This is a genomic window from Thermacetogenium phaeum DSM 12270 (genome assembly GCF_000305935.1).
Taxonomy (GTDB): domain Bacteria; phylum Bacillota; class DSM-12270; order Thermacetogeniales; family Thermacetogeniaceae; genus Thermacetogenium; species Thermacetogenium phaeum.
Window position 1 is genome coordinate 972,276 of the sequence record NC_018870.1, and the last position, 25,853, is coordinate 998,128.

The following is a 25,853-nucleotide window of genomic DNA, read 5'->3' on the forward strand; positions in this document are numbered from 1 at the left end:
GTTTTGCGACGGGGTGACGTGTTATTGTTGTCTGTTCCTCCTAGCTACCTGGTTGTCAAGTTTATCTCAACAATCTTCAGTTAAATTCAAGGTCAAAGCCATTGCTTTGAAGCTTAAGGTTTTGAACGTCGAGGTCTCTTAAGGGGAAAAATTTTATTAAAAATACCTACTGGATCTTGACATGGACAAACCAGTACAGGTGCTTGACGCCGGGATAGAAAAGGATTAAAATATACCCTGAAAAGTTCGGGATGTAGCTCAGTTTGGCTAGAGCGCACGGTTCGGGACCGTGAGGTCGCTGGTTCAAATCCAGTCATCCCGACCATTTTAATTTATAATTAAATTAAATAATGAGTACGGTAACAGGAAGGTGTGCTCAAAGAAGTCAAGAACCCCGTCTCTAAAAGGGGTTTTAATTTTTTTAAGGTCCAGGGGAAGCTTGTGATGATTGGGAGGCTTATGGTAGACTGTTGCCAGGCGAGCTGCGGCCGGTGGTAGGTTAAAAGGGGGTTTTTTAGGTGTTTGACGTTGTCCTCTTTGATCTGGACGGTACCCTGGTGCCGATGGATCTGGAAGCATTTATTAAAGCTTACTTCAATTCTGTGTGTGCCCGCTTCGCTGGGGTGATTCCGCCCGAGCTACTGGTGAGAGAGATCCAACAGGGTACCATGATGATGCTGAACGATCGGGATCCTAAAAGGACGAACTACGATGTTTTTTGGGACTATTTCCCCAGGAGAATCGGGATCGATAAGGATACTCTGGAGTCACTTTTTGAAGATTATTACGAAAAGGATTTTCCCCATCTGAAGAATGTTACCCGGCCAAATCCGAAGGCGCGGCCGGTGATGGAGACGCTCTTGGCGAAGGGCGTGCGCGTAGGGATTGCCACCAATCCCGTTTTTCCCCCCCGGGCTATCGAGGAGCGCCTGAGATGGGTCGATGTTGCAGATATCCCTTACTGCTTGATCACGACTTATGACAATATGCACTACTGCAAGCCGCATCCGGAATACTATAGTGAAGTTGCGGATATGCTCAAAGTAAAACCGGAAAGGTGCCTGATGGTCGGAAATGATGTGGAAGAGGACCTGGCTGCCAGAAAGATCGGGATGAAGACCTTTTTGGTGGAGGACTGCTTGCAGAACAGCAGGGATTTACCTATAGAAACGGATTATCGGGGTTCGTTTCAGGACCTGGTGGCGTTTATCAATGATCTTTAAATGCCGCCTGAAAAACGGTTTTCACCGGCACCTGCCCTTCGAAGTCCTGTTAACCTGCCCTATTATTGTTCGTTTCTATAAACCCGGGCGATTCCAATGGGAATAACGGCCAATTACGACGACTATGCTCAATTTAAACGGTGCCGCCGGAATGCAAAAAGGACTGTTCGGCCGGCGCCGCTGTCAATCCGATTGAGGGAGCATCCTTGATGAGTGCAAACTTTGTTCACCTTCATGTACACAGTGAGTACAGCCTCTTAGACGGAGCCTCCCGCCTCCGGGATCTGGTGGAGAGGGCGGCGGAACTGGAAATGCCGGCACTGGCCCTCACCGACCACGGGGTTATGTACGGTGTGATCGACTTTTACAAGCTGGCGAAAAATGCAGGCTTACATCCGGTGCTGGGATGTGAGGTATATGTGGCGCCCCGGAGCCGTCATGACAGGAATCCCCATGTGGATGATTCTCCTCATCACCTGGTGCTCCTGGCGGAAAATGAGCGGGGCTATAAGAATCTGATGGCTTTGGTATCCGCCGCCCACCTGGATGGTTTTTATTACAAACCGAGGGTAGATAAGGAGCTGCTGGCACGGCACAGCAAGGGTTTGATAGCCTTAACCGCCTGTCTTGCCGGGGAAATCCCCAGGCTGCTGTTATCCGGAGAGGTCGATAAAGCGCGGGAGGTAGCCCTGCACTACCGGGAGATCTTCGGCAGGGATAACTTTTATCTGGAAATGATGGATCACCAGATGCCCGAGCAGGAGAAGGTGAACGCCGGGTTGAGAAAAATATCCGGGGATACCGGGATCCCCCTGGTGGTGACCAATGACTCCCACTACCTGCGCCGAGAAGATGCCCGGATCCACGATATTCTCCTCTGCATACAAACCGGGAAGACGCTTGATGACGATAACCGCCTCCGCTTTACCGGGCAGGAGTTTTACCTGAAATCTCCGGAGGAGATGGCCGCGCTCTTTCCGGAAGACCAGGATGCCCTGAACCGGACCGTGGAGATTGCGGAACGCTGCCGGGTAGACTTTGATTTCAGTCAAATGCATCTGCCGGACTTTCAGGTGCCTGAGGGGTATGATTTGAACAGCTATCTGCGCAGGCTCTGCGAGGAGGGCCTGGAGCGCCGCTATCCAGACGGGGTTCCTCAAGAAGCCCGGGAGCGGCTGGAGCACGAACTGCGGGTAATCGGGCAGATGGGTTTCTCCGGTTATTTTCTGATCGTCCAGGATTTTGTTAACTGGGCGCGCAAGAGAGGAATACCGGTTGGGCCAGGACGAGGTTCGGCGGCGGGTTCCCTGGTGGCATACGTGCTTGGTATTACCAATATCGATCCTCTGAGGTACGGCCTGCTCTTCGAGCGCTTTCTCAATCCAGACCGGATTACCATGCCCGATATCGACATCGACTTCTGTTACGAGCGGCGGAATGAGGTCATTGATTATGTGGTGAAAAAGTACGGAGATGAGCATGTGGCCCAGATTATTACTTTTGGTACCATGATGGCGCGGGGAGCAATCCGGGATGTGGGGCGGGTTCTGGGCATGCCTCTGGCGGAGGTTGACAGAATTGCCAAACTGGTGCCCGAAGAGCCTGGGGTCACCCTGGAAAAGGCCCTGCAGACCCCGGAGCTCAGTCAGCTCTATGAGAAGAACCCGGATGTCCGGCAGCTGATCGACCTTGCGCGGGCCATCGAAGGGATGCCGCGTCACGCCTCCACCCACGCCGCCGGGATCGTCATTTCGCCGGAGCCCTTAGTCAATTATTTGCCCCTGCAACGAAACGGAGATGCCGTCATCACACAGTTTCCCAAAGAGACTGTGGAGGAACTGGGGCTTCTTAAGATGGACTTCCTGGGCCTGCGCACCCTGACTGTCATCGGGGATGCCCTGCAGATAATCGAGACCCGTCAGGGTATCAAGCTGGATCCCAATCAGTTTCCCCTCGATGACCGGCGCACCTATGAGCTTTTAAGCTCAGGGGAGACGAGCGGGGTCTTCCAGCTGGAAAGCGCAGGGATGCGCCATATCCTGAAGAATATGAAGCCGCGTCGCTTTGAGGATCTGATTGCCCTGGTTGCTCTTTACCGTCCCGGTCCCTTGGGAAGCGGGATGGTGGATGACTTCATCGCCAGGAAGAACGGCCAGACCCGTGTAGAGTACCCTCATCCTTTACTGGAACCGGTGTTGAAGGAGACCTATGGGGTGATTCTCTACCAGGAGCAGGTGATGCAGATCTCCAGCGTGCTGGCCGGATTCACCATGGCCGAGGCGGATTCCTTGCGGCGGGCGATGGGGAAAAAGAAGCCCGAAGTGATCGCCGGGATGAGGAAAAACTTTCTCGAGGGGGCGATGAAGCTCAACGTTGAACCGGGGAAGGCAGGGGAGATTTTCGACCTAATGGAGCACTTCGCAGGATACGGTTTCAATAAGAGCCATTCTGCGGCCTATGCCCTGATCTCTTACCAGACCGCCTACCTGAAGGCGAACTATCCCATCGCCTACATGGCGGCGCTTCTTACGAGCTTCAGGAACAACTCGGACAAGATTTCTTACTATATTCAGGAGTGCCGCAGGATGGGGTTGGAGATCCTGCCTCCGGATGTCAACGAGTCCCTGGAAAACTTCACCGTGGTGGGGGACAAGAAAATCCGCTTCGGTTTGACTGCCGTCAAAAATGTTGGTGAGGGAGCAGTAGAGGCCATCATAAGGGCCAGGGAAGAGGGTGGGCGTTTCACTTCTCTGGATGACTTCTGCTGGCGGGTGGACCTGCGTCAGGTGAACAAGCGCGTGATTGAGAGCCTCATTCTCTGCGGAGCCTTTGATACCCTCGGGGCACATCGCTCCCAGCTGATGGCGGTTCTCGATGAGTGTCTGGATGCTGCCCAGTCAGGCAGAAGGGATCGAGAAGCTCAGGTGGACGGTCAAATTGCGCTGTTTGATATGCTCGCCGGACCGCAGAGGGAACCGGTTAAGCGCCCTCTCCCTAAGCTTCAGGAGTACCCGCGGCGTGAACTTTTGGCCAGCGAGAAGGAGGTTCTGGGGTTTTATGTCAGCGGACATCCCCTCGACGGCTGTCAGGAACTTCTCTCCAAAACGACGACTACGGGGATTGCCGGTCTGGCCAATTTCCAGGACGGGGAGCACATCAGGCTAGGGGGGGTTGTCACCTCCTTGAGGCGCAGCACCACCAGGCGCGGTGATGGAGTTATCTACTTTACTCTGGAGGATATGGAGGGGAGTGTCGAAGTCATCTTCTTTCCTCGCAATCACCTGGAGGATCTCTCCTGCCTCCAAGAGGATGCGGTTATCTTGGTAGAAGGGAGGCTGAGCGTACAGGAGGACTCTTATCGTCTTTTCGGTGAGAAGATCAGAGCTCTGGAGTTGAATTCGGCCGATTTTGAACATTTTCTCTATATAAGGCTCAATTCTTATGCCTGTAGCCCGGAGGTGCTGGAGCGGCTGCGGGTTCTTCTGACCCAACACCGGGGAACTACTCCCGTTCTTCTCTACTTTGTCGAGGAAAAGACGCTGGTTCAGGCAGGCCCTGCCTTTTGCGTGGAGGCGGACTCCGGACTCTGCTACCGGATAGAGGAGTTGTGCGGGCCGGGTTCCTGTTTTGTGATGGATAAGGATTCCCATTTGTGGTCATCCGTCTTTACTGAAACAGCTTAGCTGTTCATGCTCGGAAGGGGGTGAAGGTCATTGTCCGATAATTATGTGCAGGCTGATTATGTGGCGATTAAAGCCCTGGAAAATGGGGTGACCATCATCGGTTTAACCCGGGGGAAGGACACCAAGTTTCACCATACCGAGAAGCTCGACCAGGGGGAAGTAATGATCGCTCAGTTCACGGAAAACACCTCTGCCATCAAGGTGCGCGGCCGGGCTGTGATCTATACCAAGCATGGTACGATTGAAACAACAGTATGATTTTTTAACTGTAGGGTTCCGCGTTGAAGGAATCTCTACATGGGGGTCGAATCTTAATTTTATCACAAGAATTTTGGAGGGGGGGACCAAAATTCATGTGGACGGTAGTTTATATCGCTCCGAACCGTGCTCGAGCGGAGACTCTGAAAGAAAAGCTTGTTTCTGAGGGGGTTCTCGTTACAATTCGCTCTGCCGGTGTGCCGCATCAGAACAGCGGCGGAGCCGTGGAAATTCTCGTTCCGGAGTCGGAAGCAGAGGAAGCTCACGAGATTTTGACGAGCACGGTTCTGGTCTGATGGTTGGGGAATGTTGTGGAATTATGAAGGCCTTTATTATCGTTATTGTTGATTTTCCTGCGGCATTGAGCCGGCAGGAATTTTTTTTATGGTGTCAAATACGATGTCTGATGAATTTTGCCTTCAAGGCTTTGGTGCTCTTCTAAGGAATAGCATAGGGGAAAGTTGAGGGGGAAAAAATATTCCTATGATATGAAAAGGTGTGAGAGAAATGAAGCGTCAGGTGAATCGTATCGGTATGCTTACCAGTGGGGGTGACGCCCCTGGGATGAATGCCGCGATCAGGGCTGTGGTGCGAAAATCAATTTACCACGGACTCGAGGTTGTCGGCATCAAGAGGGGTTTCGACGGCCTGTTGAAGAAAGAGTTTGTGAAACTCCAGTTGGGTTCTGTGGCCGATATCATACACCGGGGGGGCACCATCCTGCATACCGCCCGGAGCGAGGAATTCAAGACGGAAGAGGGACAGCGGAAGGGGGTCAATAATCTCCGGGACGGGGGGATCGACGGCCTTGTTGTCATCGGTGGTGATGGTTCTTTCAAAGGCGCCCTGGCTCTGGCTAAGCTCGGAGTGCCGGTGATCGGGGTGCCTGCAACCATCGATAACGACGTCGGTGGTACCGATCTGACCATCGGCTTCGACACCGCCGTCAACAACGTTGTTGATGCCATCAACAAGATCCGGGACACCGCCACTTCCCACGAACGGATCTTTATCATTGAGGTCATGGGGCGCCATGCCGGGCACATAGCGCTTTATGCCGGGCTCTCCGGGGGGGCAGAATCCATTTTGGTGCCGGAAATACCCGTCGATATCGATGAGGTGATCTTTAAACTGCAGCGTGGCATCAACCGGGGGAAGCTTCACAGCATCATCATCGTTGCTGAAGGTGCTGCCAGCGGCCTGACGATCGGGGAAGAGATCAAAAAGAGAATGGGCCAGGAAACCCGGGTTACCATTCTCGGGCACCTGCAGCGAGGGGGGACACCGACAGCTCTAGACAGGATGCTGGCGAGCTGTATGGGAGCAAAAGCGGTGGATCTGCTGCTGGAAGGGGAGAGCAGAAAAATGGTGGGAATTGTTAACGGACAGCTGGTGGCGGTGGATATTGAGGATGCGTTATCCCGGAAACGGGCGCTGAATCGCGAACTCTGGGAACTGGCGGCTATTCTTGCCATCTAATGTTGTGAAGGAGGGGGCGGTATGAGAAAGACGAAGATCGTGTGCACGATAGGCCCGGCAAGTGACTCCCTGGAAGTAATGAAGAAGCTGATCCTCGCCGGAATGGATGTGGCTCGTCTCAACTTTTCCCACGGAACTCACGAAGAGCACGAACGGCGTATTCAAAGGCTGCGCCAGGCTGCTCAGGAAACGGGCAAGACAATCGCTTTGATTTTGGATACCAAGGGGCCGGAGATCCGGACGGGCTTTGTTAAAGAGGGACGGGTTATCCTCAAAGAGGGAGAGCAGGTCACCATTACAACGGAGAGCATCACCGGGGATGAACACCGCTTTTCCGTTTCCCACCAGGGTCTGCCCCAGGCGGTGGGTCCGGGGAACAGGATTCTCATTGCCGACGGGATGATCGAACTGAAAGTTCAGGAGGTTGCCGGTTCGGAGATTAGATGTGTAGTGATCACAGGGGGGGAGCTGGGGAACCAGAAAAATGTCAACGTACCCGGGGTTTCCCTCGATCTCCCTGCTCTGACCGACAAGGATATTGATGATATCAACTTCGGGATTGATCAGGGTGTGGATTTTATAGCTGCCTCTTTTGTCCGCCGGGCCAGCGATGTGCTTGCCATCAGGCGCCTGCTGGAAGCGCGGGAGGCGGATATTCATATTATCGCCAAGATCGAGAACGAGGAAGGGGTTAACAACCTTGATGAGATCATCAAGGTGGCCGACGGGGTGATGGTTGCCCGGGGAGATATGGGGGTTGTACTGCCCACCCAGGAAGTGCCTTTGATTCAGAAGAAAATCATCCAGAAGTGTAACAGCGCCGGAAAGCCGGTGGTTACGGCTACCCAGATGTTGGACTCCATGATCCGCAACCCGCGGCCCACCCGCGCCGAGGCCAGTGACGTGGCCAATGCCATTTTCGATGGGACCGATGCGGTAATGCTGTCAGGGGAAACGGCGGCCGGCAAATATCCTGTGGAGGCCGTGGAGATGATGGCGCGGATAGCCGAACGGGCTGAAGAGGCGCTCGATTATGAGGGCTTGCTCAGGAAGAGGATGGCGGCTATGCCCCGAACCACCACCGATGCCATCAGCCACGCCACCTGTACCATTGCCCGGGATTTGAAAGCAGCGGCTATTATCACTTCTACGTCCTCGGGCTTTACGGCCAGGATGGTTTCCAAATACAGGCCGAAGGCGCCGATCATTGCCGTCACCCCCAACGAAAGGGTGCGCCGGAGGCTTTGCCTCATCTGGGGGGCATACCCCCTCGAGGTGCCGCCAACCCACAGCACCGATGAGATGATCAAACAGGCGGTGGATATCAGCCTGGAGAAAGGGTTGATCAAGTGCGGGGATCTCATTGTGCTCACGGCCGGAGTTCCTGTAGGGGTGCCGGGCACCACCAATCTGATCAAGGTTCATGTTGTCGGTGAGGTGCTGGCGCGAGGTACGGGGATCGGCAACCGGGCCGTAATCGGGAAGGCGCGGCTCTGCAGAACGCCGGAAGAGGCCAAAGAGAAGGTCCGCACCGGCGATATCCTGGTCGCGACGAGCACAGATCGCGATTATGTGCCTGCGCTACAAAAGGCTGGAGCGATTATAACAGAAGAAGGAGGGCTTACCTCCCATGCGGCCATCGTCGGGTTGAACTTAGGGATACCCGTAGTCGTCGGGGTGGCTGGGGCAACCAGGATCATCAAGGACGGCGGCACCATAACTGTTGACAGCATGAGAGGCCTTGTCTATCGAGGTTCGGCCACGGTGCTGTGACTTTTGAAAGATGACAATATATGGTATATCCAAAACCTCTTACTTCCATTTTCTGAACATCCTCTCTTCCCATGATTTTCCGCCACGATGACTGTCAACGAAGGTTATTTTCTTGGAAAGGATTTCGCCAGGAGGCGTTGACGCTAAAACAGTGCTCCCGGATCTGGTATAATACGATAACGGGAGCATCTTTTTTGCGGTTGCTGCAGGTTTTTCCGGACAGGTGCCGAACGATCTATGAGGTTCAATTTATCTGTTGTTTATCTGTTATTTATCTGTTATTGAGGGAGGATGCAATGCTCAGAATAGAGGATCTTCACGTAGAAGTGGGAGGCAGACCGATCCTTAAAGGGGTGGATCTGCACATCAAGCCGGGTGAAACCCACGTTTTGTTCGGGCCGAACGGTTCGGGCAAATCCACCCTTTTGGGGGCGATTATGGGGTTTAAACGGTACCGCATCACCGGTGGAAGGATTGTTTTCAAAGGAGAGGACATTACCAACCTTTCGGTTCATGAAAGGGCGAGGCTCGGCATCGGTGTTGCCTTTCAGCGGCCGCCTGTATTGAGGGGGGTGAGTCTGGGCGATCTACTGCGGGTTACGGGGAACGGAAGGAAGGATATTGATGAACTGGCTTTACCCCTTCACCTGGAAACCTTCCTGGAACGGGATGTCAATTACGGTTTTTCCGGTGGAGAGGTGAAGCGTTCGGAAATGCTCCAGCTGCTGGCGCAGAGCCCGGACCTGGTCCTGCTTGATGAGCCGGAGTCGGGAGTTGACCTTGAGAATATCGCCACTATCGGGGAGGCTATTAATCAGCTGCTGTGGAAGGACGGCATACGAGGGCAGCACTGTTCCCGGCGCGAGTTTAAGGAGGGACGCCAAAAAGCCGGTCTGATTATTACTCATACCGGGTATATTCTTGATTATGTTCCTGCCGATCTCGGCCATGTTCTCTTTGACGGCAGGCTTTCCTGCAGCGGTTTGAACCCCCGGGAGCTTCTGGGATGCATTCAGAAGGTGGGTTATGCTGATTGTTTGCATTGTTTGCAGTAAGGAGGAAGCATGATGCAGGAGGAAAACAGGCAAAAAGCCCGGAAGAGGTTTGACAACGGCGATTCTTTCGGAGAGGAAGTAGACCCTGAGCGCTACCAGGTCGGGTGGAAAGACCGCCCCTATTTAGAGAACCTCGACGACCTCTCCGAGGAAGAGAAAGAGGATATGCTTGTAGCAGGCGTGGACCCAACTGGGAAGGAGAGAACGGGGACCTTTATTCTCGAAGATAATTCGGTTATTCATGCGGCCGCACTCCAGGAAGGTTTAGAGGTATTGAGCACAGCCGAAGCCCTGGAGAAATACGACTGGTTGCATGACTACTGCTGGCGCTTGATTCCGGCCGACAAAGATAGGTATACGGCCAAAACAAGCCGGGAGGGGGAAAACGGTTATTTTATCCGGGCGTTGCCGGGAGTGAAGGCCGTTTATCCCGTCCAGGCCTGTATGTTCATTAAGCAGGAGGGCCTGCTGCAGAGCGCCCATAACATAATCATTGCCGAGGAGGGCTCCGATCTCCATCTGATCACCGGCTGCACAACCGGCCGTCACGCCTCTTCGGGGATGCATATCGGTGTTTCGGAGATCTACGTGAAGAAAAATGCCAGGCTGAGTTTTACTATGGTGCATAGCTGGGCAGAGGATGTAGCAGTCCGGCCGCGTACTGTAACGGTTGTCGAAGAAGGCGGGGTCTTCCTTTCCAATTATATCTGCTTACGCCCGGTAAAGGACATTCAGATGTACCCGACCAGCTATTTGCGGGGGCGCAATAGCGTTGCCAGGTACCATTCGATCATGGTGGGACACCCTAATTCCAACCTTGATGTGGGGTCACGGGTAGCGCTGCAGGGAGAGAGCAGCCGTGCCGAGATCATCGCCAGATCGCTGACCAAGGGGGGCAGGATCGTCAACCGCGGCCACCTGATAGGGGAACAGGCAGGGGTGAAGGGCCACCTGGAGTGCCGCGGCCTGATGCTCTCTCCGGATGGAGTGATCTATGCCGTCCCCGAGCTGGAAGCCCGGGTTGATGGGGTTGACCTTTCCCATGAGGCGGCGGTCGGTAAGATCGCCGAGGAAGAGATCGAATACCTGATGGCGCGCGGCCTCTCCGAAGAGGAGGCCACTGCCATGATCGTGCGCGGGTTTTTGAACGTGAGGATCATGGGGCTGCCCGCGGAGCTGGAGGCAGAGGTACAGAAGGCCATCAAGCTGAGTGAGGAATCCTATCTCTAGCTTATGATAGCGGGCAGATGCCAGCTCATGACCGGCAACAGCACTATTTCGTCAGTGCCAGGCAGATGATGGGCTCGGCGATTTGCATCTCGTCTCCATCGGTGTTATAATCAGAGAGCCTGAGGAGTAAATAAAGCAGAGCAAGCAGTCCGGATGATCGCGCGTGCCAGGGCCGAAAGGCGGTACGTGAGGAAAGTCCGGGCTCCACAGGGCAGGGTGCTGGGTAACACCCAGTGGGGGTGACCCCGAGGAAAGTGCCACAGAAATGGATACCGCCCGGTACTCATAACGGGTGCCGGGTAAGGGTGGAACGGTGCGGTAAGAGCGCACCAGCGGCCAGGCGACTGGTCCGCTAGGTAAACCCCACCTGGAGCAAGACCGAATAGGGAGGCAATGAAGCGGCCCGCATGAGCCTCCGGGTAGGTTGCTTGAGGCCCCGGGCAACCGGGGTCCCAGAGAGATGATCATCACCTTCGGAAGGAAGGTACAGAACCCGGCTTACAGGACTGCTTGCTCACGCCGATAGAAAAAGCGAGGGGTTTCGTTTATGGAAATTCCTCGCTTTTTTGCCCGATTACTTCCCAGAATCTGCCGGGAGGCCACCCTTAGGGCTTCTTTTTCTCTCCGGTGATGAAGCGAAGCCTTTTGAAAGCCTCGAGCTTCTCCTCCCTCCCGATTTTGGCATCTTTGATGGCCTGTTCCAGGATAGAGATCGACTGGTCGTAGATCTTCCTGTCGACCGGGTAGGGGTAGCCGTCTTTTCCACCGTGGGCGAAGCTGTATTTTGCCGGGTCTTGATAGCTGGGCCGGGCGCCGTAGGCCAGTTCGGAGATCAGGGAAAGGGCACGGATGGTTTTCGGGCCCACTCCGGGTATGGTGAGCACGGCTTCAAAGCTGTCCGGCTGCCGCTCATACGTTTTGAGCAGGATACGCTCCAGGCTTTGCGGCTGGATGTCCCCAGGGCCAAGGGAGTGGCGGTAGGGCATGATTAAGCTCCTGTATTCTCTTGCTATTTCGACAGGAGCGGCGCAGCTCAGTGAGGCGATCATCTGGCGGGTGTCTGCACTTTTTCGGTCGACCAGGTTTAAAACCTTTTGCTCCCTCCGGTCGCAGCAGATGGCGTTCTGCGGCTCGTTGACGAAATCGGTGACCCTGCTTCCCAGCCAGTGGTAGCGGCGGGCGCGTCTGCTATCGGGGTTCATTCCCTGCTGGATCACCGCCCAGTCGCCTTTGCTTGTAAAAATGAAGGTATGATGGTAGAGCTGGTACCCGTCCTGGACGGCTGTGTTGTCCACCTTGGCGCTCATTTTGCTGGCGTAGACGAGTTTTTCTGCCTTAGCCGGCAGAGCGTATCGATCGACGTAAGTTATGATGTCCTGGGGTGTTTTCAGGGATCTTTTTCCCTTCCCGCCGGCGATGAAGAGACCGAGCTCCCTTTCTAAACCGCGCAGCCCCTCCTTGAGGGCACCGCAGACGGTGGTGGTGAGGCCGGAGGAGTGCCAGTCAAAACCGAGCAGGCAGCCGAGGGCCTGGAACCAGAAGGGGTCGGCCAGCTTCTGCAGCACGCCTGCTGTACCCTGGTCGCGGACGAGCAGGATGATGATGGAACGCCCCAGCCTGGTCATGCGTTCGAAAAGCCACGGGGGACACTGCCCGCCGTGCAGGGGAAGGTCCACATATCCGGTGCGCACGGGATCACCTCTTCTTGCGTCGGCAATGGCTTCATGACAAAACCATCAGAACCAGGCGAAAACCGTCACTTTTCTTGAGACAGAGGACGATGACGCCTCCGGTGACGGCATCAGAGGACGAAAACAGTAATTCATCCTTCTGCTTGCTTCCGAAATGCGATTGGAGCCTCCGCAAGGCAGTCTGCATCTGAAAGATGTGTTTTGGGGGCTCCGACAATCCGGCCTCCGATTTTTATTTGGAGCAAAACTGCCTCCATAGGCAATTATATCACTTTGAAGAACCCGTCACCGAGAAAAAGCCTGACATAAGAGTTGGCCACCCTTATGTCAGGCGGGAAAGGGGGATGTTTTTTCTACCCGGGATCTGCTGCTCCCGGGTAGTATTGTGGGAGGTTAAATGTATGCAAAAAAGGACCGTGGTGACCTGCTCCTTGCAGGTCCTTCCGAAGCCTCCACGGCCTCATCTGCCAGAGTGCTGTTTATTCTTCTTCCAGGATAATTTTGTGGTCCACCAGGGCCAGTTCCTTGATCCGGGCTTTAACCATTTTCCGTTGGCCGAAAATGTTCTCCAGGAGGAGACAGTCATTCTGCGGCTCGACCTTATCAACGTTTTCAAAAATCAGTTCCTCTCGATCGCCCCGGCGCAGGTAAGCATGGGCCTCACACATCTTTCTTCACCTCCGCTAATTCTTTCAATCTGTTGATAAGCTTTTCAACCTGATGCGGTAAGGGTTCCGGTTCTACGCCGATGACTTCCACCTTGGAAAGTGTCAGAGGTAAAAGGAACTTCTGCGCCTTGCTTTTGGCGATGGCTTCGGCCATCTTCGCCGTCAGCTCTCCCCGCATGGAATGGGCGAGAATAATACCTAAGGGCCCAACGATTACGTCAACCTCATCGGCGTTCTGCACAACCGCGTTCTCTCCGCTTGCCCCTTCGTTGGCTCCTGCCTTGAGCATCAGGGAGGTAGCGATGGCATTGGTACCGAGAGCAATAATCTCGGTTTCCGGGGGAAGGGCTTTCCTTGCCTGCTCGGTGATCAGGCGCCCGATACCCCCTCCCTGCCCGTCAACAACGGCGATCCTCATTTGTTTCCCTTACTTGGCGCTGCTTTGCGGCCGTTCAATCTCTTTTTCCGGAGCCGGACGGCTTTTCAGCAGGCAGGCAATGCCGTAGGCAGCTGCCAGGGTGAGCAGTGTACCGATTATTCCCGCCAGGGCTGTGGCCACCTTTTCATTGGCTATCCCCGGTAGGGCATAATCAGGTATGGGGGAGTGGATAACCTCTTGCCCTTCCCCCTGCTCGATAAAACCGTGGTCCTCGGCCACCCTCTCCAGGCCGTCCGGGAAGGAGGAGGCGAAGGGGCTGAGAAAGAGGGCGAGCGCCAGCGCAAGTATCAATAAAAACCAGATTTCTCTGCGCATTGTTTTCACCTCACGCTTTTGCGGTTTGATGGACCAGGTCCGGCCGCACCTGGGTAAGGTAGCTGACGACGGCAGTAGTAATAACCGCTTCTCCGATCCCGATGAGAACATGCCAGCCCAGCATGGCGGGGAACACGGCATTGAAGGGAGCCATCCCGGAAATGGCAAGCTCTACTGCGCAGGCGGCGGAAGCCAGCACGACAGATACCCAGGAAGCCACGAAGGTCCCCACCAGCGTTCCCGTCCGGTTCGGCCAGGCCCGCTGGATCAACAGGTAAGTACCGTACCCGGCAAAAACACCGATTACCGCCATATTAAGGATATTCGCTCCCAGGGCTGTCACTCCGCCGTCAAGGAAGATGAATGCTTGCAGAGCGAGTATGGTGGCCATTATGATACTTGCCGCCCAGGGGCCCAACGTTACCGCTGCCAGCACTGCTCCCAGCAGGTGTCCGGATGTTCCCATGGCAATGGGAAAATTGATCATCTGGGCCGCGAAGATAAATGCGGCCATGACCCCCATAAAAGGCACCTGCCTCTCCTGAAGCCTCTCTTTTGTTTTTGTAACTGCATAACCTATTGAAGCACCACCGAGGACCCAGGCAGTCCCCCAGGTTTTGGGATCTAGAAAACCGTCGGGTATGTGCATGTTTTTACCTCCTTAACAACTCAAAAATTTAAAATAAAAAAACCACGAGTACCCGTCCACTTCTGTGGAACCGAGGACCTCCGTGGTCCGGATTATCTTCTGAGATTCTGTTGCTATTATTTATTCTATGCAGAACAGAAGATTCCTGCTGTTCATTAAAAAGATTTTTAAAAAGTTATTCCCGCAGTCCTTTTAATATGAGCCGGGCTGCTTCTCGGGCGACTTCCCCTGTAAAAGCAATGCACTGCTCCATATGTTGGGAGGAGCCCAGTTCCATCCCTTTCGTCAGTATGCGGCAGCAGGTGCTCTTATGCCAGCTCTTAAAGGTATCATGCAGTTCCTTGGACAGCTCCATGGCTTTTTGAACTCCTGGATCCCCGGGAACTGACCGCCCGAAGAACATTCCCAGGGCCATGACGCCTCCTGCCACGGCTCCACAGGTGCATCCCGCTCCGCCTATGCCCACCGGGAAACCGGAAGCCATGGCGATCACCTCATCCGGCAGCGGCAGCTGGAATTCATCCTTGATGGCTTTCACAATGGCTTCTGAACAGTAAAAGTCCCCCCGGCGGTAGTAATCCGCCGCTTTTTCTTCGATCTTCTGAATATCGATGTTCTTGTTCAAAGCAATCCCCCCGTTAAAGCTTTTTTCTTATATGGTTGCCTTCGGCGACGCTTTCCGGTACAGAGCCGGATGTGTGTTTCCTCCCTGAAAATAGAAGTAAGAGGAATGTCGGATGACGGAAGCTCGCAAGAAAATACCCAAGCCTCATGGGGCGGCAGGAGCGCCTAGCCGGAAGTGGCAATCTCATAAACAGCCTTAATGACTTTATGGATATCCTCCATGGTATTGAAGAAGCCGGGGCTGAGGCGGCAGGCACCCCTTTTCAGGGTTCCCATGGTCCGGTGCGCCAGGGGGGCGCAGTGCAGTCCGGACCTGCTTTGGATTCCGTACTTCTGATCCAGGAGGAAACTCACCTCGCCGCAGTCCCTGTCCTCGATATTGAAAGAAACCACTGCCGTCTGCCGTCGGCTGTCGCAGGGACCGTACAGAATTACACCTTTGATTTCGCGTAACCCCTGGATTAAGGCGTCGGTCAGTTCCTGTTCGTGTTGGCGGATCTTCTCCAGGCCCGTTTCTTGGATGAACTGCACGCCGGCGTTCAGACCGGCTATCCCCGGTGTATTGGGGGTTCCGCTCTCAAACCTGTCGGGCATGAAATCGGGCTGATCAACCCGCTCCGATTGTGACCCGGTTCCCCCCTCGACAAGCGGCCGGACATCCAGCCCCGGCCTGATGTACAGGCCTCCGGTGCCCTGAGGTCCCAACAGCCCCTTGTGGCCGGTAAAAGCCAGGAGGTCGATGTTCTGCTCCTCCACGTCTACCGGCAGCACACCCGCCGATTGGGCGGCATCTACCATGAACAGTATTCCTTTCCGGCGGACAATCCTCCCCACCTCGGCAACAGGCATGATGGTGCCGGTAATATTGGAAGCATGGAGCAGGCACACGAGGCGCGTCCGCAACGTCAGTGCCTGCTCCAGGAGAGAGGGATCGAGGGTGCCGTCTGGTGAACACCGGACGACGGTAAGTTCCACCCCTTTATCTTTCAGGGCGTGCAGCGGACGGACAACGGCGTTGTGCTCCATGCTGCTGATGACAACGTGGTCGCCCGGCTCCAGCAGACCTTTCAGGGCGATGTTGATGGCTTCGGTGACGTTGACCGTGAAGGCGATGCGGGAACTGTCCTTGATATTAAACAACCTGGCCAGGGATTCCCTTGTCTCCAGGAGAATCTGCCCGGAGATTACGGACCGGCGGTGGCTCCCCCGGCCAGGGCTGGCTCCTAATTTGCGGTTGAAGTGATCCACTGCCCTGTAGACAGATTCCGGCTTCGGCCAGGATGTTGCTGCGTTGTCCAAATAAATATCGTTCATGACCGATATTCCGACCTCTCTATTAGCGGTGTTTTGCTGGCTTTACGCAACCAAAATAGGTGCGTGCCCCGCTCGACCTATAAATCTATAACATAGCGTTATGTATCTCAGGGGGTGAAGGCAGTCATTGGAATATCATTTTAATTTATAAATATTGTGCACGCGCAGTAATAATCCTGCCGGCTATTTATAACATTCTGTAATAGTTGGGGATCGCGTGTTTCTTGAAAAAAATCTCCCTGCGGCTAAAGCTTTCAGCTTCAGGGAGCGTTATGTGGGTAGTTTTTTTAAGGCCCTTGACTCGAAGGGAGTTAGTGTGTGTTGAAGTAGTCTTTGAGAAAAGCGTAAAAGGTCTTCATGGGAGGGCTTAGCATCTGATTCTGGCGGGAAACAAAGAAGATATCCCTCTGCGGCGGGAAATCCTCGATGCGCAGCATCACCAGTTCCCCCACCTGAATGCGCTTCTTGACTGCGAAGTGAGATACCAGGGAAATACCCAGCCCTGCCGCCACGGCATTGACAACGGCTTCGGTGCTTCCCATCTCCAGCTTAATATTCAACCTCTCCGGGGAAATGCCTTTTTCTTTTAACCTGTTTTCGATGACCAGCCGTGTTCCGGAGCCCTTTTCCCGTACCACTACCTGTTCCTGTACAAAATCTTTTATGGTGATCGTTTTCCGGCCGGCCAAGGGGTGATGGGGCGGGGCGATCACCACCAGTTCATCCTGGAGGATCACCTCCTGTTTCAACATCGGATTCTTCAGATCCGCTCCGATTATTCCCGCCTCAACTCCACCGTCCAGGATGAGATTTCCTATCTCCGTGCTGTCGCCGATCTCCAGCCTGGCTCTGACCTGGGGATAGAGCTCCTGAAAACGCTGGAGCGCTGCGGGCAGGATGTATTCCCCGGGAATGGTGCTGGCGCCTAGAAGCAGGTTCCCCTGGATGGTCTTGTCCAAAGCCTTAACATCGTTGAGGCTCGCCGTGAGCGTCTCCATGATCTTCTTGCTGTATTCGTAGACGATTTTGCCTGCCTCGGTTACCTCTAAGTGGCGGCTCGTGCGGTAAAGCAGGGGTACACCGTAGTACCTTTCCAGGGAGTTCAGCTGCTTGCTGACGGCCGGTTGGGTGAGGTGCAGGGCACGCGCTGCTCTGGTCAGGCTTTTTTTCTCGACAATATAAATAAAAGTCTGCAGCCATGATAGATTCATGGGAGCCACACCTTATGCAAGTAAGAATAATGTGATATAAGCTAATTTCGCTCCGGCTTGGAATTTCCCTTCCGCCATTGCTGTAAGGAATACGGAGGTTAAATCTCAGTGGTGAAATATCGATTGGAACCCAAGATATTTGAATCCGGTTCTTTAAAGTGAATAGTGAATAATGGCCATTTTTATTGCCTCAGCGCGGATCCGGCGTTTGTGGTTTTTATTGTCGTGGAGGCTGTGATGTGCTAAAATAAACCTCAACCGGGAGAGAATCACGGTAGACTGGTAGCCCCGGTGAGAAATTTATTATAAGTAGGACGGAAGGACGGCGGGGAGAGAATGGTTCAATCCAGGATACTCCTGGCGGGGTATCCTTTTTGTTGTATTTTCCCGTCTGTTCCTTAAAAACGTTACAAAGGAGGCCTTAAGATGATTATTGTCATGGAGGCGTCGGCTACCAGGCGGGAAATCGAAGCGGTTTGTGCAAAACTGGTCCAGGAGGGGTTTTCGGTCCATCTTTCAGAGGGAGTTGCCAGAACCATCATCGGTGTCATCGGAGACAGAACCAGGGCCATGGGTTTGGCGCTGGAGGCCATGCCGGGGGTGGAAAAGGCAATTCCCGTCTTAAATCCTTTTAAACTCGTCAGCCGGGAGTTCCGGCAGGAAAACACCATCGTCAGTATTAACGGGCGGGTTCTGGGCGGCAACGAGGTGCACTTGATCGCCGGGCCGTGTTCTGTAGAGTCGAGGGAGCAGCTTTTGGAAACCGCCTGGGCGGTCAAGGAGGCAGGTGCTACCCTGTTGAGGGGGGGTGCCTTTAAGCCCCGTACATCACCGTATTCTTTTCAGGGGCTTGAAGAGGCCGGCCTGGAGATCCTTGCCGAGGCCCGGGAAAGAACCGGTCTCCCTGTTGTGACCGAAGTAGTAGACCCGCGTTTTGTGAGCCTTGTCGGATCGTATGCGGATGTGCTACAGATCGGGGCGAGAAACATGCAGAATTACTTTCTGCTCAAAGAGGTCGCTAAGGTGAAGAAGCCGGTTTTGCTGAAAAGGGGACCGTCTGCCACAGTTGAAGAATGGTTGATGGCGGCTGAATATATTATGCTCGGAGGGAACGATCAAATAATCCTTTGCGAGAGGGGCATCAGAACCTTCGAGACTTTTACCCGCAACACTCTGGATCTCAGTGCAGTTCCCGTCGTCAAACGCCTGTCCCACCTTCCTGTGATCGTTGACCCCAGCCACGGTACAGGAAAGTGGTGGCTGGTTCAGCCTATGGCCCAGGCGGCAATTGCGGCCGGAGCGGATGGTCTGATGGTGGAGGTGCATCCGGATCCCGGTGAGGCCCTGTCGGATGGAAAGCAGTCCCTGACCCCCGAGAATTTTCGAAACCTTGTGGCATCAGTTAAAGAGATTGCTGTAGCAGTCGGGCGCAGGCTATCGAATACTGTTGCCGGGGAGCAGTTGCCCAAATGAAGAAGGTGGCCATCATTGGTTTAGGCGTGATCGGCGGTTCGCTGGGGATGGCGCTCGGGGCAACCGGAAGATACCATGTGATTGGGATTGACAGAGACCCTGAAGCCCTCCGAATGGCGGCTGAAACCGGGGCGGCTGCCGAGGTGACGGGGGATGCTTGTACCGGGGTCCGGCAGGCGGATGTGGTTTTTTTGGCTGTGCCAGTAACCGCGATCATGGAAATGGCAGAAGTGATTAAGGATAGCCTACCCCCTAGAGCCGTTGTGACGGATGTTGGAAGCACAAAGCGGCTCGTCGTCGAGACCCTGGAGAAGTATTTCTCGGGGCGGTTCGTGGGAGGGCATCCGATGACCGGTTCTGAGATCAGAGGAATCAGGGGAGCTGACCAGTACCTCTTTGAAAATGCGGTCTATGTGCTGACGCCTGATTCTCGTACAGACACTCAGGCTCTGGAGATGGTAAGAGCTGTGGTGGAGGATACAGGGGCGCGGGTTCTTTGTGTCTCACCGGAGGAGCATGACCTGATGGTGGCTGCGGTCAGCCACCTGCCGCACCTCTTGGCGGTTTCTTTGATGAATCTGGCTGCCGGGGTTGCTGCCGAGCATCCGGAGACGTTGACTCTGGCAGCGGGGGGGTTTCGTGACCTTACCCGTATTGCCTCCAGCCATTCATCGATGTGGCGTGATGTGTATGCTACCAATCGAAGGAATATCGTGGAGGTCAGCCGGAGGCTGCGGAGCTATCTGAAGACAATAGAAGAGAGCTTGCTTCGGGAGGATTTTGACGCCGTAGTAGCAGAAATGCAAAGGGCACGGCGGGAGCGGGAGAGGATACCTCTTCGAACAAGGGGTCTGCTCCCGGCGATCTATGAGGTAATGGTCACGATTCCGGACCGGCCGGGGAGCATCGCCGAGGTGTCCACGGCGATAGCAGCTGAGGGATTGAACATTGTTGATATTGAGATCGTCAGAGTCAGAGAGGGGGATGGAGGTACCCTCAGGGTGGCGTTTAAAAAGAGCGAGGAAGCGGATTTGGCTCAGCGGGTCTTAAAGGAACGGGGTTTTGTCGCCAGAAGGCGTTAGGACGCTGGCAGGTTTTCTTGTCACCCGGAGGAAAATAACATGATTGCTGCGGCAACCCGGGCTTGAAAGGGGAGGTCGGGAGGTAAGGGATTTTATCCCTCCGTGACAATCAACGGCAATCCATATATAATGAAACTGTGGCCTTTCCGTGATTGGCGGATGACCCTTACGGTGTTCAATCAGTTTTCGCTGTTTTTTCGGCCATTATCAGGTAGATAATTCCTACTCCTAAAGATACGAAACTTAACAGCACAAGTGTGTTGCCGGTGTATCCGAGCATGGCATTGAAGGTCTGCTCGTTCCAGGTAGCTACGCCGGAACCGTAAATAGCAGCGCTGGTATACCTGATAAACAGTAGGAATGCTGCTATAAAACAAAAAAATACTCCTGCACCTCGTCGTCTGTTCATAGAAAACACCTCCAGATTTATTATGCTTTCACTTCGGCCACCACAAGAAAGCAATATTTGAATTCATTTCATTATATCATTATGTCATTGAATACGAGAATCGGGAGTTAATAAAATTTGCGGCTCATTTTTTATTAGATTATGTCCGGTTGCGGTGGCGGAAAGATGCGGTCATTTGGAGATGGAAGGTGGCTTCAGGATGGCAGATGGCGGCGGCTCTTTTGCGGTGACTGTTTTTACCTTTCCTTCAACGCACTATGCCCTTAAAGCGGAGAAGATCTGCCAGGAGGCCGGTGTGAAGGCGTTGTTGATACCCCTTCCCAGGGATATCAGAGCTGACTGCGGTTTAGCCCTGATCCTGCGCCCGGCAATGCGCCTCCGGGCCGAGGAACTGCTGAAGGGCCAGGATGTCCGTTGGGATGGCGTGCATCAATTGGCAGGGGAGGGTAGACAGGGGCGGATGTGGAAGAATTTGCTCGCCGACCCCGGAGAAGGCGAATGAAGGAGATTGAAGAGCTGATTAGAGAGGGGATTAAGGAAACCGTCCGGGGCTTTGGCGGCAAAACCGTCTATCGCGCTCCCCTGATCGGATTTGCCAGTGCCGATAACCCCGGTTTTGGAAAGCTCTCCGCTGTTGCCGGAAGAGGGCACCTGCGTCCGCAGGACCTCCTTCCCGGAGCCCGCTCTGTGGTAGCCTTTTTTCTGCCTTTTTCGGAAGAGCTGGTACTCCGGCACAAGAAGCACCCCTTTATCAGCAGGGAGTGGGCGGAGGCCTATATCGAGACCAACCGCCTTATTGCTGCTATCTGTCAGCACCTTTGTGAGGAGCTCAGAAGAGCGGGGGTGGATGCGGCCTGGCAGCAGCCGACCCATAACTTTGATCCGGTTTCTTTGGCATCTCGCTGGTCGCATAAGCATGTGGCCTATCTGTGCGGTTTGGGAACTTTCGGGTTACACACCATGCTGATTACCGATTCTGGTTGTGCCGGACGGCTGGGAAGCCTTGTCGTAAGCGCCGAGCTGCAGGAAACCCCTTCTCCCCAAATGGAGTACTGTTTATACCGGCGCGGGTTAGTTTGCAACTACTGTATCCGGGCCTGCCCCGTCGGTGCCCTGGAGAAGGATGGGCTGGACAAACAAGAGTGCTATCGCTGCCTTCTGAGAGCGGACGGTTACTACAATGACCTTGGTCTCTCCGATGTTTGCGGAAAGTGCGCCACGGGTCCCTGTGCCCTATCGGTACCGCCCTGATCGATGCAGGAAATTATTCTCTCGATGAGAAATATCTTCTCAGGTAGGGGTTAACCTAAAGGAAGAGATCAGCTCAGCATTCAGAGGGGTTATGCCGATGGAGCTAGTACTACCGGAAGAGGTGCGGGATGCCTGTCGCCTTCTTAACAGACACCGGAAACAGGCCTTCGTCGTGGGCGGCGGTATCAGGGATCTGGTTTTGGGGATGCAGCCCCAGGATTGGGACCTGGCCACCGATGCCCGCCCCCGGGAAGTGGAGCGGATTTTTGGAGGGGCCGGTTTCCGGGTGGTTCCTACCGGGGTAAAGTACGGCACAGTAACCGTCTATATGAATGACCTCCCTCTGGAGATCACAACCTTTCGGGTAGAGTCGAACTACAGCGATTTTCGCCGGCCCTCTCAGGTTAACTTTGTGGCCGACGTTAAGGCCGATCTGGGCAGGCGGGATTTTACGATCAATGCTCTTGCCTACGACCCTCTGCGTTATCACCTTTGCGATCCCTATCATGGGATGCGCGACCTGATAAAGGAGATCATCAGGGCTGTCGGAGATGCTGAAGAGCGCTTCTCCGAGGACCCGCTGCGGATGCTGAGGGCGGTGAGGTTCGCTGCTGAACTGGGATTTTCTATCGATGAGAAAACCAAACATGCCATTATCAGGAATGCCGAACTCCTGAACAGGATATCGGCGGAACGCATCAGGGACGAATTAAACCGCCTTCTGTTGGCCCCGCATTTTCAGAGGGGTTTGGAGTACTTATTGGAATTCGGCCTTCTGTTTGTAATTTTTCCGGAGTTGAAAGAGGGGTGGCTCTTCAGCCAGTACCATCCTTCCCATCGGTATACGGTTCTGGCCCACACCATGGAGGCGATGCGCTATACGCCGCCGATTTTAAAGGTGCGGCTGGCGGTTCTGTTGCACGACGTGGCCAAACCGCGCTGTTTCAGCAGAGGTGATGACGGCAGAGGGCACTTTTACGGCCATGCTTTGGCCGGGGCCGAGATGGCGGAGCAGATTATGCGCAGGCTGCACTACAGTAAAAGATTGATCAGAGATGTGGTAGTGCTGGTAAGAGAGCACATGCTGGCCCTGGAGATGGGGCCGGCAGCTCAGCGCCGGTTGGTTGCCCGCGTGGGAAAAGAACTGCTTCCCCATCTCTTGAGTGTGCGGCGGGCCGACATTTTAGCCCACAGCCTGAAGCAGGTGGTGCGTTCCCTGGATGAGTATGACGTTTTTATTGGGCGTCTGGAGAAAACGCTGGCCGAAAAGATTCCTCTGGTAATGAGGGATCTGGCCGTCAGCGGCAGAGATATCATGGAGGCAACGGCAGTCCCCCCGGGCCCCCTGGTGGGAAAAATCCTGCGCAAACTCTGGGAAGAGGTGTTAGATGACCCCCACTGCAACAGTCGGGAATACCTGCTGGAACGGGCCAAGAGGATACTTGAAAGAGATGATGCCGGCCGCGGCGCTGGATAAGGTTGAGCTATCGCTAATTGAAAGGCGGCAGATGTCTCTTCTTCAGATGTTGGGAATAGGGGTGAATCGAGGGCCGTGAAGGAACAGGTGGTCTTTTGTAATCAAGAAGGAGAAGCCCTCAAGGGTGATTTACATCTTCCTTCAGGGCAGCTGCCGGTACCGGTGGTAGTCATCTGCCACGGTTTTCTCGGCAGCCGCAGGGGAGGAGGACGGGCGGTGCGCCTTGCCGACTTTCTGTCGGAGGCGGGATACGCCGTCCTGCTTTTCGATTTCGCGGGTTCTGGGGATAGTGAAGGGGATTTCGCTGCTGCAACCCTCACCAAGAATGTCGGGGATTTGCGCTCTGCCCTCAATTATTTGGAAGGGCGGGGGTTTTCCAATTTCATCGTACTGGGCAGGAGTTTCGGCGGGAACGCTGCGCTGGTGGCAGCCGATCAGGACCCCCGGGTTCGGGGAGTCTGTCTCTGGAGCACCCCTGCAGATATGGGTAAGGTGCTGGAGAAGATTTTGGGAGAGCAGAACTGGCGGAAACTGCAGAATGGGGAAGCGATAGTTTTCGAGGACGGCAATCGCAGCTATCGCAAGGATGCTGTTTTTTTAAGGGATCTGAAAAAGTACCGGATGCCCGCTGTTGCTGCGAGGATAAGCCCGCGGCCGCTGCTTTTGGTGCACGGCACAGCCGACGAACTGGTGCCGGTGGATGACGCGCAGCTGCTATTCCAACAGGCAGGAGAGCCTAAGGAACTGGTGCTGCTACCCGGAGCGGATCATCATCTGTCCGCACATCAGGTGGAGGCGGGGCGCGCCACTCTGAACTGGCTGCAGCAGTACTTTAATACCCCAGGCTGAGGCGTTCGGCAAGCATCAGCGGGAGTTTGGCGGCTGCTACTTTCCGCTGGGTCAGGCTGATGTCATAGGGGACATGCCGGAATTCGACTTCCCGGGTCTGGGAGTCGTAGATGATGTAAGAAGCCCCCGGCTGGCCGTCTCTTGGCTGGCCGATGCTGCCGGGATTGATCAGATAGAGCCCCCGGTTGCTTAAGATATAAAGCTTTCCCTTGTAATTCTCCTGAACCGTACCTTTCTCGGAAGTATAAAGAGCTCTCTGATGGGTGTGTCCGAAAAAGCAGATGTCGATTTCTGGATGATGGGTGTGCATGTAAGAGAACGCCCGCAAAGCTCCTCCGGATGAAAAAATGTAGGCGTAAGGGTCCCATGGTGAACCGTGCACCGCCAGAAAATTCCCATCGACCAGGAGCTTTTCCGGTAGTTGGCGGAGCCACTCTTTGTTTTCTTCTTTAAGTGCCCTTGCTGTCCAGATGAGAGCCTCCCGTGCTACAGGATTGAAGTCGTCGATGTCGCACAGCCCGAGAGCGGCGTCGTCGTGGTTGCCGCGCAGGCAGCGAAAGCCCTGAGAACGGCAGATGGCGGTGCATTCGTTGGGGTTAGGGTAGTAGCCGACAATGTCACCTAGGCAGATCACCTGATCAACCTGCACGGTTTGAAGGTCCTCGACCGTGGCCTCGAGGGCTTCTAGATTGGCGTGAATATCGCTGATGATGGCGTAGCGCACCGCAGGGTTGCTCCCCTTTTTCTAGCGTTCCCTTTTATTTTCAGGGAGATGGTTAGCTTTGTCAACCCGAACATCTTTATATAAAACATTGAGGAAGGGATGAAAAAAATGCGACGTGCTCTGTTCGTGTTGACCCCGGCAGAAGGAAAGCGGCTGATTGCTAAGGGCGTCAGGGAATTGCCGGAAGTACAAAAGGCACTTCAGTGCGGCAAGGTGATCATTTCCGGGGGCACTACCAATGCCTTTGTGGTGGAGGAAATTACCGGTAGGAGGCTGGCCCGGGAGTGTTACACCGCCGGGATCGTCACCAACGGCAGGCTTTGCGTTACCCCGCCCCGGAAGCGGATTAAGCCTTTTGTCATCATCAACGGTGATGTGGTTGACGCCGACTGGGAGGATGTGCTGAATGACTTCGGGCCGGAGGACGTTTTTATCAAGGGGGCTAATGCCATCGACGCCACGGGGATGGCAGGTGTAATGGTGGCCTCTCCGACAGGAGGTACCATCGGGAAGGCTTTGGGTGTGGTGGCGGCGCGCGGGTCGCGTTTGGTCGTCCCGGTGGGTCTGGAGAAAATGATCCCCTCCGTTCAGGTGGCGGCGAGGAGCGCCGGTAACATGGTTTTTCAGCAGAGCCTGGGATTGCCGGTTGGGCTCATTCCTTTGATCAACGGTAAGGTTGTCACCGAACTGACCGCCCTGGAGATCCTGGGGCAGGTGCAGGCCGTAGCCCTGGGAGCCGGTGGAGTCGGCGGATCGGAAGGAGCAGTTGCGATTGCCATCTCCGGTGAGGAGGAGGCAGTCAAGGGAGTTATGGAACTGATCAAGGGGATCAAAGGAGAACCGCCGGTGCCTGGTATCAAGCAGAGATGTGCCGAATGTCCGCAGCCCTGTGGTTACCGAGAAGAGGAATAAGGGAGCCTTTTGTAATTTGGCGCAGTCAGTGGCGCATGAAATGTCTCACTCCGGAAAAGATATT

The 25,853-nt window shown here is 54.6% G+C and carries 25 protein-coding genes, 1 tRNA gene and 1 other RNA gene; 17 read left to right on the forward strand and 10 right to left on the reverse strand.

Annotated features, from left to right (window positions below; genetic code table 11):
- Positions 1-247: 247 nt before the first annotated feature.
- The 10 genes from TPH_RS04670 (at position 248) to rnpB (ending at position 11,218) form a co-directional block, all read left to right on the forward strand.
- Positions 248-325 (forward strand) — tRNA-Pro (locus tag TPH_RS04670).
- A gap of 193 nt (positions 326-518) precedes the next feature.
- Positions 519-1,223 carry an HAD family hydrolase gene (locus TPH_RS04675; RefSeq protein ID WP_015050043.1) on the forward strand — a complete coding sequence of 235 codons (705 nt, stop codon included), beginning with the start codon at positions 519-521 and terminating at the stop codon, positions 1,221-1,223.
- Between the two features lie 209 nt (positions 1,224-1,432).
- Entirely contained in the window at positions 1,433-4,906 is a 3,474-nt protein-coding gene (locus tag TPH_RS04680; protein ID WP_015050044.1) for a DNA polymerase III subunit alpha, read from the forward strand.
- Positions 4,907-4,936: 30 nt separating this feature from the next.
- Positions 4,937-5,164, forward strand: a complete 228-nt coding sequence (mtrB, locus tag TPH_RS04685; protein ID WP_015050045.1) for a trp RNA-binding attenuation protein MtrB — start codon at positions 4,937-4,939, stop codon at positions 5,162-5,164.
- A gap of 95 nt (positions 5,165-5,259) precedes the next feature.
- Positions 5,260-5,460 (forward strand): putative signal transducing protein, encoded by a 201-nt coding sequence (locus TPH_RS04690; RefSeq protein ID WP_015050046.1) that lies wholly within the window; start codon positions 5,260-5,262, stop codon positions 5,458-5,460.
- Between the two features lie 223 nt (positions 5,461-5,683).
- The gene (gene pfkA / locus TPH_RS04695) at positions 5,684-6,643 is read left to right on the forward strand and encodes a 6-phosphofructokinase (protein ID WP_028991069.1); all 960 of its coding nucleotides are present in this window, start codon (positions 5,684-5,686) and stop codon (positions 6,641-6,643) included.
- Positions 6,644-6,664: 21 nt separating this feature from the next.
- Positions 6,665-8,416 (forward strand): pyruvate kinase, encoded by a 1,752-nt coding sequence (pyk, locus tag TPH_RS04700; RefSeq protein WP_015050049.1) that lies wholly within the window; start codon positions 6,665-6,667, stop codon positions 8,414-8,416.
- Positions 8,417-8,712: 296 nt separating this feature from the next.
- Positions 8,713-9,471, forward strand: a complete 759-nt coding sequence (locus TPH_RS04705) for an ABC transporter ATP-binding protein (protein ID WP_015050050.1) — start codon at positions 8,713-8,715, stop codon at positions 9,469-9,471.
- A gap of 9 nt (positions 9,472-9,480) precedes the next feature.
- Positions 9,481-10,701, forward strand: a complete 1,221-nt coding sequence (locus tag TPH_RS04710; protein ID WP_028991068.1) for a SufB/SufD family protein — start codon at positions 9,481-9,483, stop codon at positions 10,699-10,701.
- A 141-nt stretch (positions 10,702-10,842) separates the two neighbouring features.
- An RNA gene (gene rnpB, locus TPH_RS14470) (RNase P RNA component class A) lies at positions 10,843-11,218 on the forward strand.
- Positions 11,219-11,306: 88 nt separating this feature from the next.
- On the opposite strand, the gene TPH_RS04715 is transcribed toward rnpB, so the two are convergent.
- From TPH_RS04715 to TPH_RS04755, 8 genes are all read right to left on the reverse strand, one after another.
- Entirely contained in the window at positions 11,307-12,392 is a 1,086-nt protein-coding gene (locus TPH_RS04715; RefSeq protein ID WP_015050052.1) for a DUF763 domain-containing protein, read from the reverse strand.
- Between the two features lie 479 nt (positions 12,393-12,871).
- A complete protein-coding gene (locus tag TPH_RS04725; RefSeq protein ID WP_015050054.1) occupies positions 12,872-13,060 on the reverse strand; it encodes a CooT family nickel-binding protein in 189 nt (62 codons plus the stop codon).
- Entirely contained in the window at positions 13,053-13,478 is a 426-nt protein-coding gene (locus tag TPH_RS04730) for a DUF3842 family protein (RefSeq protein ID WP_015050055.1), read from the reverse strand. Before TPH_RS04730 ends, TPH_RS04725 begins: the two co-directional genes overlap by 8 nt.
- Before the next feature lie 9 nt (positions 13,479-13,487).
- Positions 13,488-13,814 (reverse strand): PDGLE domain-containing protein, encoded by a 327-nt coding sequence (locus TPH_RS04735; RefSeq protein WP_015050056.1) that lies wholly within the window; start codon positions 13,812-13,814, stop codon positions 13,488-13,490.
- A 10-nt stretch (positions 13,815-13,824) separates the two neighbouring features.
- The gene (locus TPH_RS04740; RefSeq protein ID WP_015050057.1) at positions 13,825-14,463 is read right to left on the reverse strand and encodes an energy-coupling factor ABC transporter permease; all 639 of its coding nucleotides are present in this window, start codon (positions 14,461-14,463) and stop codon (positions 13,825-13,827) included.
- 175 nt (positions 14,464-14,638) lie between these two features.
- Positions 14,639-15,088, reverse strand: a complete 450-nt coding sequence (locus TPH_RS04745; protein WP_015050058.1) for a C-GCAxxG-C-C family (seleno)protein — start codon at positions 15,086-15,088, stop codon at positions 14,639-14,641.
- 164 nt (positions 15,089-15,252) lie between these two features.
- On the reverse strand, positions 15,253-16,401 hold the full coding sequence (locus TPH_RS04750; RefSeq protein ID WP_015050059.1) for an aminotransferase class V-fold PLP-dependent enzyme: 1,149 nt from the start codon (positions 16,399-16,401) through the stop codon (positions 15,253-15,255).
- 311 nt (positions 16,402-16,712) lie between these two features.
- The gene (locus tag TPH_RS04755) at positions 16,713-17,612 is read right to left on the reverse strand and encodes a selenium metabolism-associated LysR family transcriptional regulator (protein ID WP_015050060.1); all 900 of its coding nucleotides are present in this window, start codon (positions 17,610-17,612) and stop codon (positions 16,713-16,715) included.
- A 426-nt stretch (positions 17,613-18,038) separates the two neighbouring features.
- Here TPH_RS04755 and aroF point away from each other — a divergent pair, with 426 nt between their 5' ends.
- Positions 18,039-19,085, forward strand: coding sequence for a 3-deoxy-7-phosphoheptulonate synthase (aroF, locus tag TPH_RS04760; RefSeq protein WP_015050061.1), 1,047 nt, complete (start codon positions 18,039-18,041; stop codon positions 19,083-19,085).
- A complete protein-coding gene (locus tag TPH_RS04765; RefSeq protein ID WP_015050062.1) occupies positions 19,082-20,167 on the forward strand; it encodes a prephenate dehydrogenase in 1,086 nt (361 codons plus the stop codon). The genes aroF and TPH_RS04765 overlap by 4 nt, the downstream gene beginning before the upstream one ends.
- A gap of 175 nt (positions 20,168-20,342) precedes the next feature.
- On the opposite strand, the gene TPH_RS04770 is transcribed toward TPH_RS04765, so the two are convergent.
- On the reverse strand, positions 20,343-20,576 hold the full coding sequence (locus TPH_RS04770) for a hypothetical protein (protein ID WP_015050063.1): 234 nt from the start codon (positions 20,574-20,576) through the stop codon (positions 20,343-20,345).
- A 199-nt stretch (positions 20,577-20,775) separates the two neighbouring features.
- Between TPH_RS04770 and TPH_RS04775 the strand changes: the two genes are divergently transcribed.
- From TPH_RS04775 to TPH_RS04790, 4 genes are all read left to right on the forward strand, one after another.
- The gene (locus TPH_RS04775) at positions 20,776-21,078 is read left to right on the forward strand and encodes a DUF3343 domain-containing protein (RefSeq protein ID WP_015050064.1); all 303 of its coding nucleotides are present in this window, start codon (positions 20,776-20,778) and stop codon (positions 21,076-21,078) included.
- On the forward strand, positions 21,075-21,827 hold the full coding sequence (locus TPH_RS04780) for an epoxyqueuosine reductase (protein ID WP_015050065.1): 753 nt from the start codon (positions 21,075-21,077) through the stop codon (positions 21,825-21,827). The genes TPH_RS04775 and TPH_RS04780 overlap by 4 nt, the downstream gene beginning before the upstream one ends.
- 97 nt (positions 21,828-21,924) lie before the next feature.
- Entirely contained in the window at positions 21,925-23,304 is a 1,380-nt protein-coding gene (locus tag TPH_RS04785; protein WP_015050066.1) for a CCA tRNA nucleotidyltransferase, read from the forward strand.
- A gap of 75 nt (positions 23,305-23,379) precedes the next feature.
- On the forward strand, positions 23,380-24,153 hold the full coding sequence (locus TPH_RS04790) for an alpha/beta hydrolase (RefSeq protein WP_015050067.1): 774 nt from the start codon (positions 23,380-23,382) through the stop codon (positions 24,151-24,153).
- On the opposite strand, the gene TPH_RS04795 is transcribed toward TPH_RS04790, so the two are convergent.
- Positions 24,137-24,877: a metallophosphoesterase family protein gene (locus TPH_RS04795; protein ID WP_015050068.1), complete on the reverse strand. Its 741-nt coding sequence runs from the start codon at positions 24,875-24,877 to the stop codon at positions 24,137-24,139. The genes TPH_RS04790 and TPH_RS04795 overlap by 17 nt on opposite strands.
- Positions 24,878-24,976: 99 nt before the next feature.
- On the opposite strand from TPH_RS04795, the gene TPH_RS04800 reads away from it, so the two are divergent.
- Entirely contained in the window at positions 24,977-25,789 is an 813-nt protein-coding gene (locus tag TPH_RS04800) for a hypothetical protein (protein ID WP_015050069.1), read from the forward strand.
- The last annotated feature ends 64 nt before the right edge of the window (positions 25,790-25,853 follow it).